Raw genomic sequence first — 17,126 nt, forward strand, 5'->3', positions numbered from 1 at the left:
GTCAGGCCTGGGCGACGGCGCCCGGGCCTTCCGCCTGCGGCGCCCCGCCCAACTTGAGCAGCGAGCGCAGCCCCGATCCCGCGACGGCGCAGCCAAGACAGATCAGGACGCCGGCGAGCGGCGACATGAAGACGACATAGCGGTGAACCGGCGCGACCGACGCCAGCATGACGCCATAGATGACGAAACGCGCGCCGATCAGGCTGAACAAGCCCAGGGTCAAGGCCCAGACCCGGCGATCGACGGCGAAGATCAAGCCGAGCGCGAAGCTGAGCGCCGCCATCGCCCCAATCAGATAGCGATAGTTGGCCGCCACCGCCTGGCGGAGCGCGTCGTTCCTGGTCTTGAACTGGTGGCCGACGAGATAGGTGCGCCGCGTCAGGGCGGCGTCAAACAGATCGGGGCGGTAGTCGTCGAGTATGCGCGCGCCGGCCTCCTCCGCCGAAGGCGTCGCCAACATATGCAGCACGGACCCCAACTCCTCGGGCAGACCGGGCAGCCAGTTGGACAGGTTGGGGTCGAACGGATAGGGCAGCGGCAAGGCCGTCCGGGGCAGTTCGCCGCTCGCCAGCGCGGCGCGCACTTCCGCCGTCGCCGCCGTCAACTTCTCGACCAGCACGCGCGGATCCGCGCCATATTTGGCGACGGCGAGATAATTGACCAGCCACAGGGTGCGCGAGGGATCGACTTCCAGCCGATGGACGAAGTGCGACGAATGCTCGCGGAAAGTCTGGACTTGCGGCGGCGCGTCGGCGTCCAAGGCCAGGGCCGGTCCCGCGAATTCGGCGAAGGTCTTGCTGACGCGCGCGGCCTCGGCGAAACTTTTCCGCGTCGCCGGGGCGTAGCGCACGGAATCGTCCACCTTGATGTGATGAATTTCGGTCAGGAAGTCGCGGATATACGGAAACATGCCCCGGTAGGACGGCGCGCCCCAGTTGGCGTCGTTGGTCATCGCGGTCAGGCCGCACAGCGTCAGCGTGATCAGTCCGGTCGGCGCCGCCAGCAGGCCGGCCTTGCGCAGCCAGTCGCGCCGGTCCTCGCGCCGAAACAGGCTGAACAGCAGCAAGGCCGCGACGAAGACGAGGACGAACACCTCCTCGCCCTCGCGGGTCAGGATGATTCCGGCGGAAAACAGGCCGAACAACGCGGCGGCGACGCCCCGTCTGCGCAACGTCTCCCGCGCGTCCAAAACCAGGACGGCGCAGCCCAGCAGGGCGATATATTCGACATAGAGGAAGGGTTCGCGCTGAAACTCCGTGAACGACCGGATGGCATAGGGGTTGAACAGCAGGATGGCGAAAACGGCCAGCGACGCCCAGGCGTTGAACCGCGACTTGAGCTGCAGGGCGAGGAAAATCCCGCCGCCGATCAGGCCGGCTTCCAGCGCCATACGGTAGGGAATGGCCAGCACCGCGCACCAATGCGCCACCAGGGGAACGACCGGCGGACGATAGAGCGCGCCCATGTCGCGCCAATAGCCGGCTTGCGCCAGCGAGGCGAGGCCCTCGGTGTCCCATTGCGCGCCGACGATTTCGGTGTCGCCGCACAAAGCGTAGCGCGCCACCGCCAGCAGGGCGAGCAAAATGTAATAAATCCGGTTGGTCATTGCAAAATCGTCCCTGCTCGCCGCCCGCGCCTCAGCCTTCGTGCGCGGCGATGGCGCGCGCGGAAACCGGCGGGTTGCGAATGAAATCCTCGACCTGGGCGGGCGTGCCCAACTGGCCGACGTCGTCAAGCGCGAGACGCTGGATGCGCAAGGCGCGCCCGTCCGCGATCAGTTGATTGTACATGGGCGCGATGTAGCGTTCGCCCTTCTCCTCGCCGCCCCGCTCGAAAAAGCGCCGATAGGCCTCGCAATAGAGCCGCGCGCTGGAAAACCAGTAGAACCCGACGGTGGCGTGCTCGGAAATCCGCTTCTTCTCGCGCAATTCCACCGCGAGGCCGGACTCGTCGAGCCGCACGAAAGACCAGCCCTCCCCGGCGCCGGGAAAACAGGGAATCCAGCCGTCGCAGGCCGGAATGGCGGCGGGGGTCATGGCGCCCGGCCGCACGAATGTGTCGATGTTGAACACCGCGAACGGCGCCTCGGGCGGCGCCTGTTCGGCCAGCAGCAGCGCCGTGGTCGCCTGGCCGTCGGTCGGCGCGGGCAGGCTCAACAGGCGCCCGAGCGGAATGTTCAGGTCGCCGCAGCGGCCGCGAATAAAATCCTCGGCGTTTTCCTCGGCGCGCACGGCGAAATCGAAGGTCCAGCCCGCCGCGCGAAAACCTTCCAGCGCCAGCATCGACCAGTCGAACAGCGGCCGTCCCAAAGCCTCGATCCGATATTTCGGGACCTTGTAGCCGGCGTTGGCGAAGCGCGAGCCGAAGCCCGCCATGGTGATGGCGATCGTTCCGGTCATGAGTCCTGCATCTCGCCTTCGCCAGCCAGCCGGTCGCGCCGGCAAATCTCCTCCAGCCCCTCGAACGTGTTGTCGAGGAACTCGCGCGGCCGCACGGCGCGGTCGTCGATGTAGAATCCGTTGGCGCCCGGCCAGGGCTTGGCCACGTGCAATTCGTGGAAGGGAATGTCGTGGCGCTTCAGCCAGTCGAGCAGCACCGGCGCGACATTGATGGCGATCTCCCCGGCGTTGCCGTCATAGGTGCGCATGCCCCGGGCGGTCTGGATCACGATGCGCCAGCCCTGGTCGGCCAGCTTGCGCAGCTTTTCGACAATGCGCGGCTCCGGCGTGAGATCGGCGTAGCTCTGGTCGCGCGACTTGATCGGGCACAAAGTGCCGTCGACATCGACGATCAGGATGTTTTTCGTGGCTATCACGGCTGTTCTTCCAACCAGGAGATCAGTTTGCATGCGGTCAGCGCGAAGCCGACCAGTTTTTGCGGATGGTCCATGTGCAGCGGCAGCATGGACAAAAACAGCGACAGTTCATAGGCCCGGACAATTTTCAGATCGACGCCGGCCGCCTGCAGCCGCGTCATGAAAATCTCCTGGCTCCAGCGCGGCGGGCCGCCCGACTGCAACAGCAGTTGCAGGGACAGCGAGCGGTCGATCACGCAATCGAACAGGTCGTTGTTGATGAAATCATAGCCGCCCAGCACGGAATGGCTGAATTTGGCCAGATCGTAAAGCGGATGCATCCAGGCTTCGTCGCGTGAGCGGGCGCCGCGCGGGTCGATCAGGCGCAGCAACCGCGTGCGGCGGTCGAACAGAATGTTGGAAAAGCAGGGGTCGCCATGGCCGATGGCCAAGCTGTCGGACGCGTCAGCCTCGATCGCCGCCGCCACCAGTTCGCGCCCGCGCGCGGCGAATTTCGACAGGGCGCCGAGCGGGCCGGCCTCGGCCAGCATCCGGTCGACGCGCCGGCCCATGTCGCAGCCGAGAAACTTTTCCAGCCGCGCGTCCATCTTGTTGAGGATGGACGCGCGGGCGACCGCCCGGACAGCGGCGACGCCGTCGGGACGCAGCGGCCGGGCCGCGATGAAGTTCAGGAAACCATCGACCAGATCGGCGAAGGCGCTTTCGTCGAAGGCGAAATGGATGAATTGCATGGCGCAATCGGGCACCGCCAGACGCTCCATGGCGTAGGAGGCGACCTTCCCGTCATCCTCGAAGCCGAAGGTCGGCAGCAGGAACGGCTTGAGCGACTCCGGCGCGACATGGAAGAAACTGTACTCGGCCTGCATTTTCGCGCGGTCTGACGAACTCTTGCGCAGCGTCCAGCCGCTGATCCGCGCATTGTTGAAGGCGCGCGTCTCGGTGGCGCCGGCCATGAATTCGAGAAACTGTTCGGGCCGGCGCAGATCGACGAAACCGCAAGGGTTGCCGCTGACCCGGCCCGACAGCGCCGGGCTGAGAAAATGCTCGCGCATCACCTGCGCATTATAGGGCGACAGCAGCGGCAGCAGGTCGCCGGTCTCCAGCAGCGCCGGGGCCTCGCCATGGGCCGGCTCCGCCAGCAGCCGCGACCCCGGCGCATAGATCGCCTGCGCCACGAGATCGGCCAGCTTGCCGGCGCGGGTGGGCATCTGGCACGAGGGCAGGCGCAGGAAAATCGCGCCCGGCGCCGCATTCTGGATCATGCCGGCGAGGAAATTGGCGTCGAGATCGTCGGTGAGGTGATAGAAATCCTCGCAGCCGCCCTTCAAAATCTCGTCGCGGATCAGTTCCCCGAAACTGACGCGCCGCCGCAGAATGGCGGAAAATCGGCCCGCGCCGACAATTTCCTCGATCTCTCGGGGCAGCGGCGGGCGGTCGTCGTAAACGACGGTCAATCTGGCGAACATATCGACCTGCGGAACATGTGAAGGCGGATGCGGCGCGGTTGCGACCGGTTGGCGAAGGCGAGACGGCCGGGCGCCGCGTCCTGCGCCCCGTTCGGCCGGCGCAACAGGCGGACGAGCCGAAAACTGGCGACCGGCCAGCACAGCGCGAGCACCGCCAGCGCCACCGCGCCATAGGCGTTCGACGGCAGGCCATTCTGGAACGCCAAGATGCGCACGAATTCGTCGCCGAGAGTCAGCGGCGTGAGCGCGGGAATCAGGCAGGCCACGGTCGCGGCCTCCGCCAGCCAGACGCCGAGCGAAAAGGCGAGCAAAGCGGCGAAGTTGCGAACCGCGCTGTCGCGGGCGAGCTCGACGGCCTGGCGCAGCGAGCAGATCAGCCGCAGCGCCACCCGCGCCTCGCGGGACAGATGATGGGTGAAAATATAGTCCTGCAACGCCAGCAGGCCGGGACGGGCGATGAAAACCAGCGCGAAGCCGGCGCCGATCACCAGCGCCAGCACGGTGAGCGTGAGCCGGAAGGTTTCGGGAAAACCGACGCCGAAGGCGCTCAGGCCCAGGGCGAACACGATCAGCGCTATGGCGTCGAAAATGCGCTGCGCCAGCGCGATCAGCACGGCCTTGCCGGGATCGCCCGAAAGCAGCGCCAGGGCGCCGATCAGATAGGCGTCGCCGAGCTTGAACGGCAGGACGATTGAGGCGGGCGCGGCGTGAAAATGCAGCGCCAGCAACTGGCGCAGCCGCAGCGGCGCGATTCCGGCGCCGATCATCGCCAGCCGCAGCGCGCGCAGCAGATGGGAGAGCAGGTAGCAGGCGCCGGCGGCCAGCAGCCAGCTCCAATCCGGGAGCTGGGCGGCGGAGGTCTGAACCCAGTCATGGGCGGACAGCGCGAACAGCCCCGCCAGCGCCAGCCCGGCGACGGCGAAGGCCGCCTTGATCCCGGCGGCCGCGTCGCGACCGGACAAAAAGCGTCCCGCCCTTGCGCTCATGGGCTAGGCTCCGGTCCATTCCCGAACGGTTTGCGACGAATAGCTTTCGATGGCGACGGCGCGATGCTCGGCCGCCAGAAACCCGTTCGGATCGAAAATGCGTTGCGCCAGCAGTTTCAGCATGCGCAGGCCCTGACGAAACAGCTTGGCGTTGGAGATCTGATCGTCCTCGCGCCAGGTCAGCGGGAAGAATTGTTGGCGGAACTGCTTTTGGCAGCAGGCGAGGATCAGGAAATAGTTGAACGTCAGGTCGTCGCGGAAGCGGCGATGGAAGCCGTCGCGAAAGATCTCGACGCGGTAAAGATTGAGGCCCGAGCCGAGATCGTACAGCCTTTGCCCCGAAACAATCGAGAAAACGCCGTTGAAAATCTGGTTGGCGGCGGTTCGCAGCGCCGAATAGCCTTCAAGCCTTGACCCCGGCATGAAGCGGGCGCCAAGCAGGCAGTCGAGCCCATGATGCGCGCCGGCGGCGATCCGCGGCGTGAGATCGGCGATCGAACCCTGGTCGTCGCCATGCAGCACCACCAGATGCGAATAGCCCCGCGCCAGCGCGAAATCGATCGCCACCTTGTGCGAGCCGCCGAGCCCGTAATTGCCATTGTTGCGGAAAATGGCGCGATAAGGCAGCGGAACGCCCTCCATGGCGGCGGCGGCGACCTCCAGCGTATCATCCGGCGACTGGTTGTCGACGCAGATGACGCCATGAAAAACCTGCGCGACATCAGGGTGTTTCAGTTGTTCGAGCACGCGCCCGATCTGTCGCGCGCAATTATACATCGGAATGAAGATCAGGATTTTGTCGGCCATACCGCGAACTCGTCGAATATTGACGGCGGTTTTACCCAACGCGCCCGGCTTTGTCTCGCAAAATTGCGCTGCTCAAGCGTTAAAGCAGCGAGACGCGCCGCTCCACCAGCCAGCCCATGAACAAGAAGTTGCTGTAGAGCGTCAGCGGGGTGATCGCCATCTTGGCGACGACCGAAACGACCGTCAGGCGCTGGCCGTCGGGAATGTGGACAAGCGCGAACAGGCCGTCCGGGGCGGCGGCGAGCAGAACCAGCGCGAGTTTCTGGATCAAGATCGAGGCGACGGGAACCGCTATCGCCTGATAGAGGAAATAGGCCGCGAATTTGGCGAACAGAAACCGGCCATTGTCGATGAAAACCCGGTTCTGCGCGGCGAAGAAGACGAAGCTGATCGCCAGTCCCGCACTGGCCAGGTTGGCGGCGAAGACCGAAACCCCGGCCGACACCAGCAGGGTCATCACCAGCAGGTCGATCAGCCAGCCAACGCCGGAAATGATTGCGAAACGATGCAGCCGCATGATGCGCCGTCCAAGCTCCCGTTCGAGGCGTTGCCCGCCAGCCGATAGCACCGCCGCGACTGCGGAACAATGGGCCGCGCGCGCAAGGCCGGCATGAAACGGGATCTGCGGCGCGGGAGCGGCTCTCGCGCCGGGAGCGTCGTGCGGCCGGCGATCAGTTGAGGCCGTTGGACACCGCGACGAACTTGCCGTTGAGCTTCGTGCCGACCGTGGTGAAGGTCGCGATGGCCACAACCGAAATCAGCGCGGCGATCAGGCCGTATTCAATGGCGGTGGCGCCGGATTCGTCGCGAAGGAAATTTTTGATCTGACGGATCATGACAGTCTCTCTTGCTGCGGAAGATCGGAGCGTCCCTCCGCCGGGGAGGTTGATAACGGCTCAACCCTTGCTATTTCCTTTACGTAACGGAATACGAAGTTCCGAAACCTATGATTTTTTTGGATTTTAATACGCAGACCCCGACGGGCCGCGCGCCGCGCCCAGGCGCAGGATCAGCGCGGACAGGGTCAGCAGCAGCAGCGCATGCAGCCCCGCCAGAGGCTCGGGCCGGATCCAGACGGCGAGAACGCCGGGCAGATCGCGGATCACGGAGAGGACGAACAGGCCGTAGAGCGTCCCGGATGCGAGCAACAGGCCGATCAGCGGCGCCCGCACAGCGCGGGGCGCCAGACCGGCCAGCGCCAGCAGCGCGAAAGAATAGAAGTGATAGAGATAGCGCTCGTGCGTGCCGGTGAGAAACACATTGAAGCCAAGATTCATCATCGCCACGGCCAGAAGGCAACCGGCCAGAAACCGGGCGTCGCCCTCCCCTGCGGCTCTGGAGAAGGCGCCGCGCAAAAAACGCAGCAGCGGCGCCGCCAGCGCCAGAACGGCCAGACCGTAAAGCGCGAATCCGGCGATGCGCGGCGTCAGGCCGAACGCGCGGCCGAACAGGGTCGGCGTCCAAAAGGGAGCGTCGGAGGACGACGCCATATCGCGGCCGAGCAACACCCAGAGATTAAAACCGTTGCCGGCGATGATGCGGCCGTGATGACTGCCGCCGCCCAGCCAGACATAGAGGAAGCTGGAGCCGAAATAGCCGGGAACCTCCGCCTGCCGGTCCAGAAACAGGAAAAGGCCGCCCGCCAGCGCCATGCAGCCGAACCCGAGCCACAGACCGCGCCGGGACCCGGCGAAGCGCCACAACGCCGCCAGAATGAGCGGCGCCGTGGCGACAATCGAAAAAATCGCCAGTTGCTTGGTGAGGGCGCACAGGGCCAGCGCGCTCAAGCCCAGCAGGAAAAACCCGTGCGCCGCCCGCCGCGGCTGCGGCGCGCCGGCCAGTTGGTAAGCCCGCATCAGGCCATGGAGGCTGACGAGCAGGAAGAACTGGGAAATCGTGTCGATCTGCCCCCAGACGGCGCCGCCCGCCCAGGTCGAGGGCAGAACCTCGATGACGAGGGCGAGGGCGAGGGCGCCCGCATGCCGCAGGCGCAGCGCGCGGCCGATCAGGACCAGCAGCGCGAAATTGGCCGCGTCGAAACCGGCGAGAATCAGGCGATAATACCGGGCGATTTCCTCGACATCGCCGAGAGAAAATGCCTGCTTAAGCGCGGCGATCGCGCCGCCGCTGGCGGCGACGCCCACGAAAGGATAGTTGGCGCTGGGACACAGGCTGTAAACGCGCTGCGCGTCGGTGCGCCAACACGCCGCCCAATCCACGAACACCCTGACGTCCTCGGCATGATAGACATTGACGAGGCTCAAAATCAGAAAAGGAATGGCCAGCCCCAGGGCGAACAGCGTGGCTTCATGCCGCGGCGCGGCGCCGCGCGGCGTTCCCGAATTGACTTCCATCCCCATGGGCGAGACCTCGTCGCGGCGACGCGCAGGACGTTTCCGACAGGCCGCGCCAGCTTAAACTAGGCCACAAGCGTTAAAACCTTTGCCGCACGCAGCGTCCCGCGCCGCCTCGCCCAATTCAGACCGGATTTGTTGTTAAGAATTTGCGGGCAAGACTTGCGCATGTCGCCGTTCGCCTCGCCCCGCGCCGCCGCCGCGCCGCAGACCCTGCCCTTCGTCCTCGCCGTTCTCGGCGCCGTCGCTCTGTCGCTTGTCTTCCAGCAGGGGCGGCTGATGGAGGTGTGGACCGGCGGCGGCTTTTTCGACACCGACGACGCCATGCGCATGGTTCAGGCGCGCGACCTGATCGCCGGCCAGGGCTGGTACGACCTGACCCAATATCGCCTCGCTCCGCCGCAAGGCTCGATCCTGCACTGGTCGCGGATCGTGGACATTCCCCTGGTCGCGCTGCTGAAACTGTTCGGCCTGTTTCTCGCCCCCGACCAAGCCGAGCGCGCGGCGCGGATCGCCTTTCCCACCCTGGGCCTGGGCGTCCTGTTCGCCGGAGGCGGGTTTGCGGCCCGCGCCTTCGCCGGCGCCGGCCTGCGCCTGTTCGGCGTCGCCGCCCTGTTCTGCTGCGGCGTGATGTTCTGGCAATTTCCGCCCGGCCGCATCGACCACCATTCGGTTCAGATCACGCTGCTGCTGTTCGCCGCCGCCGCCATGGCCCGCGCCTTCGATCCGGCGGAAGCGCGCTGGGGCGCGCTGTCGGGCGGCTGCGTCGCGCTGTCGCTGGGCGTCGGCCTCGAAAACCTGCCGTTTTTCGCGGTGCTGGCGGCGGCGCCGGGCCTCGCGTTCCTGGCGCGCGGCGCGGAGGCGCGCGGCCTTTTGCGGGCGTTCGGCGGCGGCCTCGCCCTCGCCCAGATCGCCGTTTTCCTGCTGACGGTGGGGCCAAGCCGCTGGCTAACCCCCGCCTGCGACGCCTTGTCAGCGCCCTGGCTGACCCCTGCCCTGATCGGCGCATTGGGCTATGGCGCGCTGTCGCTGGCGGGCGGTCTGCCGCGCGCCGCCCGCGCTGGGCTGCTGGTCCTCGTCGGCGCGGCGGCGCTGGCGCCGGTGGCCATGTTGTGGCCGGACTGCCTGCGGCCGCCCTATGCCGACGTCGATCCGACGCTGAAAAGCTTCTGGATGGACCATATCGGCGAAAACCAGACTCTGGCGCAGAATTTCGTCATCGCGCCCGGCGCCGCCGTGCTGATGGCGGTTCCCACGCTGATTGGCCTCGCGGGCGCCCTGTTCGGCGCCGTCGCCGGGCGCGGCGTCGCGCGGGCGCGCTGGCTGCTGCTGGCGGCGCTGCTGGCGTTGGGTTTCGCCGCCGCCTGCGCCTGCCTGCGGATTTTCTCGTCGCTGGCGCCTTTGGCGGCGCTCGGCCTGCTGGCGCCGGTCGCCGCGATTTTCCACGCTCTGGCGCCGCGCGGAAAAATCCTCGGCGGCGTCGCCGCGAGCGCGGTTCTGCTGGCCGGATCGTCCTTCGGCGTGGCGCTGGCCTTGCCCGATCTCGAGCCGTCGCCGGACGTGCTGGCCTCGCCGGACCTGGCCTGGCGGCGTCCCGACCCCTGCCTCGACTCCGCCAATTACGCCTTTCTGAACGATCACAAGCCCGGCCTGGTGGCGGGGCCGATCTCGCCCGGCTCCTATATTCTGGCCCATAGCCCGATGCGCGCGCTGGCCGCGCCCTATCATCGCAACAATGCGGGCAATCTCGCCGCGCTGAACATTTTGCGGGCGGAGCCGGCTTTGGCCGAGAGTCTGGCGCGCAAGGCCGGGGTCGATTACGTGCTGCTGTGCTGGGCGACACCCGCCGACGCCGCCTCGCTGCGCGCGCTGTCGCCAACCGGCCTCGCCGCGCGGATCGAACAGGGCGAAATCCCCGGCTGGCTGCGCGAAGTTTCGCCCAAGGACGCCCCGGTGCGGCTCTACCGTCTGCTGCCTCCGAGCGACTGAGGCGCCCGAGATCAGGCCGCCTTTTTGATCGTCTCGGCGGACGGCTGCTCGGGCTGGGCCGGCTTCAAAAAGTCCGCTTCATGGCCGGCGCCGATCGCCAGCAAAAAACCGCCCATGGCGTTCTGCGCGCCGATCACCATCAGGGTCGCGCCGAGCACGGCCGGCAACACGTTGCGGATGCCGCTGAAATTGTGCCCGGACCAGTAAGCGAGCACGCCCGACAGCAGCCCGGCGCCGGCGAGAAACGCCACCCCGCCCGCGATCAGCATGCTTTCCAGCGAAATCCACCGCGCCAGAAAGCCGTCGGCGGGCACGGCGCGGCGATAGCCGGCGCGCACGCCGTAGAGATGGGTGGCGGCGGCGAGCAGTCCGCCGGTATGGGCGAGACCAAGCAGCGACCCCGCGAGGATCGCCCAGTAATTGCCGAAAAAGCTCTCCTCCCAATGACCGCCGGCCCAGGCCGACAGGCTCATGGCGAAGATGAACAGCGCGGCGCCCAGCGCCAGCGCGGCGGGCGCGGCGAAGGCCCAGGCCGGGCTCAACATCAGCAGATAGCGCAAATGCCGCCAGCCGTCGCGCCAGGGCCGCAAGTGCGGCGGACGGTCGCGAATGTCGCGCGACAAAGTGACGGGCGCCTCGGCGATCTTCTCGCCCTTCAACGCCGCCTTGATGATCATCTCGCTGGCGAATTCCATGCCCGACCCGCTCAGGCCCAGGCGGTGGAAGCAATCCTTGGTCAGCGCGCGCAGCCCGCAATGCGCGTCCGACACCCGCGCGCGGAAGAAAAGATTGAGAATGCCGGTGAGGATGGGATTGCCGATATGGCGGTTTTTCCAGGGCATGGCGCCGGGCGCGATGCCGCCCTTGAAGCGCGAGCCCATGGCGAGATCGGCGCCGTCGCGCAACAGCGCGACCAGATCGACCGCTTCGCGAAAATCATAGGAGCCGTCGCAATCGCCCATCACCAGATAGCGTCCCGACGCTCCTTCAAACCCCGCGATCAAGGCCGCGCCATAGCCCCGGCGCGGCGCATCGACCACGCGGGCGCCGCCGGCGCGGGCGATCAGCTGACTGCCGTCGGCGGATCCATTGTCGGCGACCACGATCTCGCCGGTCAGGCCGAGCCGGGCGCGCAGCAATTCCAGCGCCTCGCGGGCGTTGGCGAGGCAATGCGGCAGGCTGCGCGCCTCGTTCAGGCAGGGCATGACGAGGGAGACGTCGGGAGAGGCGTCAACGGAATCGACGGCGCGAATGTCCAGCATTTTGGCGGGATCCAGAAGAATTGGCGCGCATGATGGACGCAAGGTCATTTATTTTCCCTAAACCAAGCGTTGCTGGCGTCACGCGCCGCGCGCGCCTACAAGATCGTCCAGGCTCCCGATTCGTTCTTGCGAGACTTCCGCTTCATGGCCGCGCGCACCTCCTCCGCCGCCCCCCTCGCCTTCCGCGCCGCCGAAGCCGCCGACATTCCCGCCATGACCGCCCTGATCAATTCCGCCTATCGCGGCGAGTCCAGCAGGGGCGGCTGGACCACCGAGGCCGACCTTCTGGAAGGCCGTCGCATCGACGAGGCCGGGCTGGCGCGCGAAATGGCGGCGCCGGACACGCTGTTCCTGCTGTGCTTTGAGGACGACGCCCTGATCGGTTCGGCGCAGCTGCGCAAAGCGGCGGAAGGCGTCGGCTATCTCGGCATGTTCGTCATCCGGCCGGGCTTGCAGGGGCGCGGCCTGGGGCGGCGCCTGTTGCAGGAAGCGGAAACCACCGCGCGGCGTCTCTGGAGCGCCGCCCGCATGACCATGGCGGTGATCGGGCTGCGCAGCGAGCTGATCGCCTATTACCAGCGCCGCGGCTACCGCCTGACCGGCGAACGCCTGCCGTTGCCGTTGGAGGACGGCCTCAGCGCGGCGCTCGTCGAGGGCGTTGACCTTGCGATGATGGAGAAAGCGCTTCCGCCCTCCCCTTGAGTCCGGGCGCCGGCGCCGACACATTTCCGTAGCTGTTAACGTCAACAATGCTTTCGACGGAAGAAACGTCGAGAATATTTATTTTCTGCAATCGCGTAGATTGTAACGTTCGGCGTTGACCCGCGTTGCGCGAATGGCGGATTTTCCGGTGACGTTAAGAAAGCCGCTTCCGGCTGCATTGTTTGTCGTTTGCCATGACCTGGATATTTGACGAAATGACAAGCGCGCTCCATGACCCCGACCGGCATGCCGACGCGCTGCTCGCTCTGGCCGCCCGCGCCTTGCGCGCGCGCGATTTCACCGCCGCGTTCATGTTGTCCGACCGGCGCTGCCGGCTCGATCCCAATGCGGCCGCGCTGCTGCTGCGCTCGCTGGCGTCGCGGCGGCTGGGGCGGATGGCCGACGCCGACATGGATTTGCGGCAAGCCTCCGAAGCCGATCCGACCGACGCGGACGTTAATTTTGAAATCCTGCGGCGCGGGCTGTCGGTCGACAAGACGGAGGCCGCCTGGAGCATTGTCCGCAACCCCCGCGCCAAGGAGGCGGCGCGCCTCGCGGCGCTGGCGGCGCTCGGGGAAACCGGCGAGCGCATCGTGGCCGACCTGCATTACGACGGCGCGCGGATTCTCGGATGGGCCGCCTGGAGCGGCGGTCCGCTGAGCCTGACCGCCGATTCGGCGCTGGGCCATGTCGAACGCGCGCTCGCCCCCGATCCGCGCGAACCGCTGGCCCGCCCGCTCGGCGCCGCGGCCCGCATCGACATCGCGGCGCCGCTCGGCGAATCCTGCGCGATCCGCCTGCGCGCGCATGAGCGGGAACAGGAGCGGGAAGCGACGATTCACCTGGTCGCCGACGGAAAAAGCCGGGCGGCGAACGCGCGCCCGTCGCCCGTCGCGCCCCGCGCCCCCGCCCCGTCGCGAACCCTGACCATCGTCGTCCCGCTCTACGAGGATTTCGCCGCCACCAAACTTTGCCTGCGCGCGCTCTATCGGGAATGCGCGGCCGACGCGGAGCTTCGGGTTGTGCTGGTGGACGACGCCTCGCCCAATCCGGCGATCTCGCGGCTGGCGCGCGAGCATGGCGAGAGAGCCGACACGCGGCTGATCGTGAACGAGCGCAATCTCGGCTATGCGGCTTCGGTCAACAAGGCGCTGGCCTTTTGCCCGGACGGCGACGTCGTTCTGCTCAACGCCGACGTCTATCTGACGCGCGGCGCGCTGCGGCGGCTGGCGCAAGCGGCCTATTCCGCGCCCGACATCGCGACGGCGATCCCGCTGACCAATAATGCGGAATTCGCCAGTTTCCCCGTGCCGGGCGCCTCCAATCCGATGCCGGACGTCGGGCGGATCGACGAGCTGGACGCGATCGCCAGCGACATGTTTGGCGCGAGCGCGGTGGACATTCCCAGCGGGGTCGGCTTTTGCCTGTTCGTCAAGGCCGCCGCCCGCGCGCAGGCGCCCCGGTTCAACCTGGCCTATGCCCGCGGCTATTTCGAAGATGTCGATTATTGTTTGCGGCTGGCGCAAGCGGGCTGGCGCCATGTCGTGGCGACCGGCGTGTTCGTCGGCCATGAAGGGTCGCGTTCGTTCAAGGACAAGAAGCGCGAACTGGCGCTGCGCAATTTCACGCTGCTGAAATCCCGCTTTCCCGACTATCCCGCACGGCTGGACGCCTTCGTCCGCGCCGACCCGCTGCGGCCGACGCGCATGTCGATCGAAGCGCGGCTCAGCTACGCCGATCCGGTGGTGCTGCTGGTCGCGCCGGCGCAGCGGATCGACCGGTTGCAGGACCTGACCTCGCGCGGACTGACGCAGGACGGCGACCGCGTGCTGCAGATTTCCTGGGAGCCGTCACGCCATTCCGAGAAAATGTCGGTGCGCGACCTCTCCGGCGCAGCGCCGCAATCGCTCGAATTCGAGGCGGGGCGCAACGGGAGCGGGTCGCTCGCCGCCTTTCTCCAGCGCTTGCGCGTCCGAAAATGTATTTTCGTCGATCCTGTCGTGGCGCCGGCGGCCGTGCTGCGCGAATTCGCGGGGATCGACAGCCCGAAAGATCTGCTGGTCACCGATCCCGCGCTCGGCGACCCGCGCCGCGACGCGCCGGCCTTGGTGGTCAGCGAGAGCGCGCTCGCAGCGGCGGCGGACGCGCCCGCGCTGTGCGACGACGATCCTTGGCCGATGGCCCTGCGCCGGGTCGATCGCGTGCTGATCGAAGACAGCATGTGCCTGCTCTCGGCCGCCTGGGCGCTGCAAAGCTTCCCCGGGGCGCGTTTCGCCTCGGCGGCGGCGCCCGCGTGCGCACGCTGGGTCCGCAAACCGAAGCGCCGCCTTAGGCTGGGCGTCCTCGCCCCGTTCGCCTCCGCCGAAACCGACAGCCTTGTCGCCGGCCTCGCGCGCCACAGCCGCGACATCGCGCTGTTTTCGCCCATCGTGCTGTGTGGCGACAGTTTTAACGCGCTGGCGCTGATGGCCTCGTTCACCGTCCATGTCACCGGCGCGATCGCCGAGGAGGAATGGGACCGGCTGATCGACCTGATGGACATTGGCGCGCTGGTTCTGGCGAACCGAAGCAACGGATTCGGCCTGCTGGAGCGGCTGGCGGTGGCGACGTCGCTCCCCGTCGCCTATTTCGACTGGTCCGGCGGCGTGTTTTCCCCGGCGTCGCGCATGGACGAGGCCTCGCGCAATCTCGCGCTGGACCCCATGCTCGGCGAGGCGGAGGCCTGCCGGGCGATCGACGCCTGGTTCCGCCGCGAGCTCAAGCCGAGGCTCCGATGCTGACGCAAGGGCGCGGCGCGCCCCGCTGTTTTCGCTCTTGACCCACCGCGCGTTTGCCTTACTGCAAGGCCGATGCGGAAAGGAAGCGCGCCAATGGCTTCGGAATGGATCAAGCTGACCGACCGGGACAACGGCGAGCCGATTTTCGTGAACATGGCCAATGCGTTGACCGTGCAACGCGGCAACAAGTGCTCGCTGATCTGGCTGCCCACCGGCGTCGATGACGAATCCACGCTGGAAGTGGTGGAGACGCCCGAGCAAATTTTCGATCTGCTGAAACTGAGCCGCGCCGGCTGAACGCCAGACCCTACCTGTGCGCCCGCGTGCGAACCGGTTGCGCAGGCTGCGCGGCCGGGGCCGGATCGGCGCCGAAGCCGAAGATCAGCGCCAGCGGATTGTCGGTCGGCGCCGCCGAGGCGACCCGCTGCGGCCGCGCCGATACCGCACTCGGCGCCGCCTCCTCCGGCTCGACCGCGCGGGCGTAAGCAGCGTTGGACGCGTCGCCGATAATGCGGATGGTCGCGCCTTCGCGCTGCACCAGCGAATAAAGCGTGGCGGCGTTGGCCGGGGAGACGCGCACGCAGCCATGCGAGGCCGGCCGGCCCAGATTGGCCAGATCGTAAGTGCCGTGAATCGCGAAGCCGCCATTGAAGAAGATCGAATGCGGCATCGGCGAATTGTGGTACTTTTTCGAGTAATGCATGGTTTCCAGGCTCTGGACGCCATAAGTTCCGCGCGGCGTGACAAAGCCGTCGCGCGCCGACGAAATCGGCCAGGCATAGGAGCCGCCGGACGCCACCACGTTCATCGTCTGGCTCGAGAGATCGACGGTGATCTGCACCCGCGCCTCGCAGGCGGCGGGAGCGGCGACCAGGGCCGTGGCGAAGACAAAGCTTGAGAACACGTCACGCATGGTGAGCCCCAATCGCTGCGAAAACAGGAGAACCGGATGGGCGTAACCTTAACCGCGCGTCCCTTACCGAACAATTTCCTTGCCGCGCCGCCGAAGGTTTTTCGCACCGCTGTTGCGCCGGGGCGACAATCGCGTCTTGCGCGGCGAACGCCTTTGCGGTATACGCTGACGCAGTCAACATCTTCGTCAAGGCCCTCGGGCCATGCGGGAGTGGGGCCCAACGGGACCCGCTCTTTTTTGTTTTACTCGGCTGGATCCATTTGAACGACACGACGCAACCGGACAGGACTTTTGCGGCCCCGCTCGACGAGCCCCGCCTCGTGGAAGAGAGCGGTCTCGCCGCCCGCATCGCCCATGTGGCGAATCGCGTGCTGGCGTCTATGAACTTTCGCCTGGTGCGGGTGAAGGTCATGGCCGGACAGGGCATGATCGTTCAGATCATGGCCGAGCGCCCCGATGGAACCCTCACCATCGACGAATGCGAGCAAATTCACGACGCGCTGTCGCCGGTGCTCGACGTCGAGGACATGATTTCCCAGGCGCACCGCCTGGAGATCTCCTCCGCCGGAATCGACCGCCCGCTGGTGCGCGTCTCGGATTTCCGCCGCTCGCAGGGCATGGAGGCGCGCGTCGAACTCGCCCGCCCGCACGAAAGCGGCCGCAAGCGCTTCCGCGGTTTGATCCAAGACATTGAAGGCGAAGGTAAAGACGCCATATTAATCTTGGCGCGGGACGACGCCGGCCCCGACGAGGACAAGACGCCGCGCTTGCGCCTGGGCGATCTCGACGAAGCCAAGCTGATCCTGACGGAATCCCTCATCCGCGAGTCGTTGCGCGCCGCCAAGGAAGCGGCCCAGGGCGGCGGCGCGACGCGCGGAGAGGAAGAAGGCGAGGACACCTCGCCGGAGGCGGCGGAGAAGCCGGCGCGCGGCCCCGGCCGTTTCGCCGGAGCCAAAGCCAGCAAGGCCAAACCCTTACTTCCCGCCGGCGTGCGGGCGCAATTCAAGAAGGGCGGCGGCGCGCCGCGCCCGAAGAATTCAGCGAAAGACTGATCC

At 67.0% G+C, this 17,126-nt stretch carries 16 protein-coding genes; 5 read left to right on the plus strand and 11 right to left on the minus strand.

The features are described 5' to 3' along the window. Position 1: 1 nt before the first annotated feature. From CFB24_RS06465 to CFB24_RS06505, 9 genes are all read right to left on the minus strand, one after another. Positions 2–1,606, minus strand: a complete 1,605-nt coding sequence (locus CFB24_RS06465; RefSeq protein WP_088519768.1) for a hypothetical protein — start codon at positions 1,604–1,606, stop codon at positions 2–4. A gap of 31 nt (positions 1,607–1,637) precedes the next feature. Then, on the minus strand, positions 1,638–2,399 hold the full coding sequence (locus tag CFB24_RS06470) for a glycosyltransferase family 2 protein (protein ID WP_088519769.1): 762 nt from the start codon (positions 2,397–2,399) through the stop codon (positions 1,638–1,640). After that, a complete protein-coding gene (locus CFB24_RS06475) occupies positions 2,396–2,815 on the minus strand; it encodes an HAD family hydrolase (RefSeq protein ID WP_206605432.1) in 420 nt (139 codons plus the stop codon). The genes CFB24_RS06470 and CFB24_RS06475 overlap by 4 nt, the downstream gene beginning before the upstream one ends. Next, a complete protein-coding gene (locus CFB24_RS06480; protein WP_088519771.1) occupies positions 2,812–4,281 on the minus strand; it encodes a hypothetical protein in 1,470 nt (489 codons plus the stop codon). The genes CFB24_RS06475 and CFB24_RS06480 overlap by 4 nt, the downstream gene beginning before the upstream one ends. Then, positions 4,266–5,267, minus strand: a complete 1,002-nt coding sequence (locus CFB24_RS06485; RefSeq protein WP_088519772.1) for a lysylphosphatidylglycerol synthase domain-containing protein — start codon at positions 5,265–5,267, stop codon at positions 4,266–4,268. Before CFB24_RS06485 ends, CFB24_RS06480 begins: the two co-directional genes overlap by 16 nt. Before the next feature lie 3 nt (positions 5,268–5,270). Beyond that, on the minus strand, positions 5,271–6,074 hold the full coding sequence (locus tag CFB24_RS06490; protein WP_088519773.1) for a glycosyltransferase family 2 protein: 804 nt from the start codon (positions 6,072–6,074) through the stop codon (positions 5,271–5,273). A gap of 79 nt (positions 6,075–6,153) precedes the next feature. Further along, on the minus strand, positions 6,154–6,591 hold the full coding sequence (locus tag CFB24_RS06495) for a GtrA family protein (protein WP_088519774.1): 438 nt from the start codon (positions 6,589–6,591) through the stop codon (positions 6,154–6,156). Positions 6,592–6,745: 154 nt separating this feature from the next. After that, positions 6,746–6,910, minus strand: a complete 165-nt coding sequence (locus tag CFB24_RS06500; protein ID WP_088519775.1) for a Flp family type IVb pilin — start codon at positions 6,908–6,910, stop codon at positions 6,746–6,748. A gap of 126 nt (positions 6,911–7,036) precedes the next feature. Beyond that, positions 7,037–8,434: a hypothetical protein gene (locus tag CFB24_RS06505; protein ID WP_141098376.1), complete on the minus strand. Its 1,398-nt coding sequence runs from the start codon at positions 8,432–8,434 to the stop codon at positions 7,037–7,039. A gap of 162 nt (positions 8,435–8,596) precedes the next feature. On the opposite strand from CFB24_RS06505, the gene CFB24_RS06510 reads away from it, so the two are divergent. Then, entirely contained in the window at positions 8,597–10,417 is a 1,821-nt protein-coding gene (locus tag CFB24_RS06510; protein ID WP_088519777.1) for a hypothetical protein, read from the plus strand. 11 nt (positions 10,418–10,428) lie between these two features. On the opposite strand, the gene CFB24_RS06515 is transcribed toward CFB24_RS06510, so the two are convergent. Next, positions 10,429–11,679: a glycosyltransferase family 2 protein gene (locus tag CFB24_RS06515; RefSeq protein ID WP_088519778.1), complete on the minus strand. Its 1,251-nt coding sequence runs from the start codon at positions 11,677–11,679 to the stop codon at positions 10,429–10,431. A 144-nt stretch (positions 11,680–11,823) separates the two neighbouring features. Between CFB24_RS06515 and CFB24_RS06520 the strand changes: the two genes are divergently transcribed. From CFB24_RS06520 to CFB24_RS06530, 3 genes are all read left to right on the plus strand, one after another. Beyond that, positions 11,824–12,381, plus strand: a complete 558-nt coding sequence (locus tag CFB24_RS06520) for a GNAT family N-acetyltransferase (RefSeq protein ID WP_141098377.1) — start codon at positions 11,824–11,826, stop codon at positions 12,379–12,381. A gap of 215 nt (positions 12,382–12,596) precedes the next feature. Continuing rightward, positions 12,597–15,161, plus strand: a complete 2,565-nt coding sequence (locus tag CFB24_RS06525; protein ID WP_158255121.1) for a glycosyltransferase family 2 protein — start codon at positions 12,597–12,599, stop codon at positions 15,159–15,161. A gap of 90 nt (positions 15,162–15,251) precedes the next feature. After that, entirely contained in the window at positions 15,252–15,455 is a 204-nt protein-coding gene (locus CFB24_RS06530; RefSeq protein ID WP_104469611.1) for a hypothetical protein, read from the plus strand. A 10-nt stretch (positions 15,456–15,465) separates the two neighbouring features. On the opposite strand, the gene CFB24_RS06535 is transcribed toward CFB24_RS06530, so the two are convergent. Then, on the minus strand, positions 15,466–16,071 hold the full coding sequence (locus tag CFB24_RS06535; protein ID WP_088519782.1) for a L,D-transpeptidase: 606 nt from the start codon (positions 16,069–16,071) through the stop codon (positions 15,466–15,468). Positions 16,072–16,331: 260 nt separating this feature from the next. Between CFB24_RS06535 and rimP the strand changes: the two genes are divergently transcribed. After that, positions 16,332–17,123, plus strand: coding sequence for a ribosome maturation factor RimP (rimP, locus tag CFB24_RS06540; protein ID WP_088519783.1), 792 nt, complete (start codon positions 16,332–16,334; stop codon positions 17,121–17,123). Positions 17,124–17,126 lie beyond the last annotated feature (3 nt).

Source organism: Rhodoblastus acidophilus, assembly GCF_900187365.1.
In the GTDB taxonomy this organism is placed as follows: domain Bacteria; phylum Pseudomonadota; class Alphaproteobacteria; order Rhizobiales; family Beijerinckiaceae; genus Rhodoblastus; species Rhodoblastus acidophilus.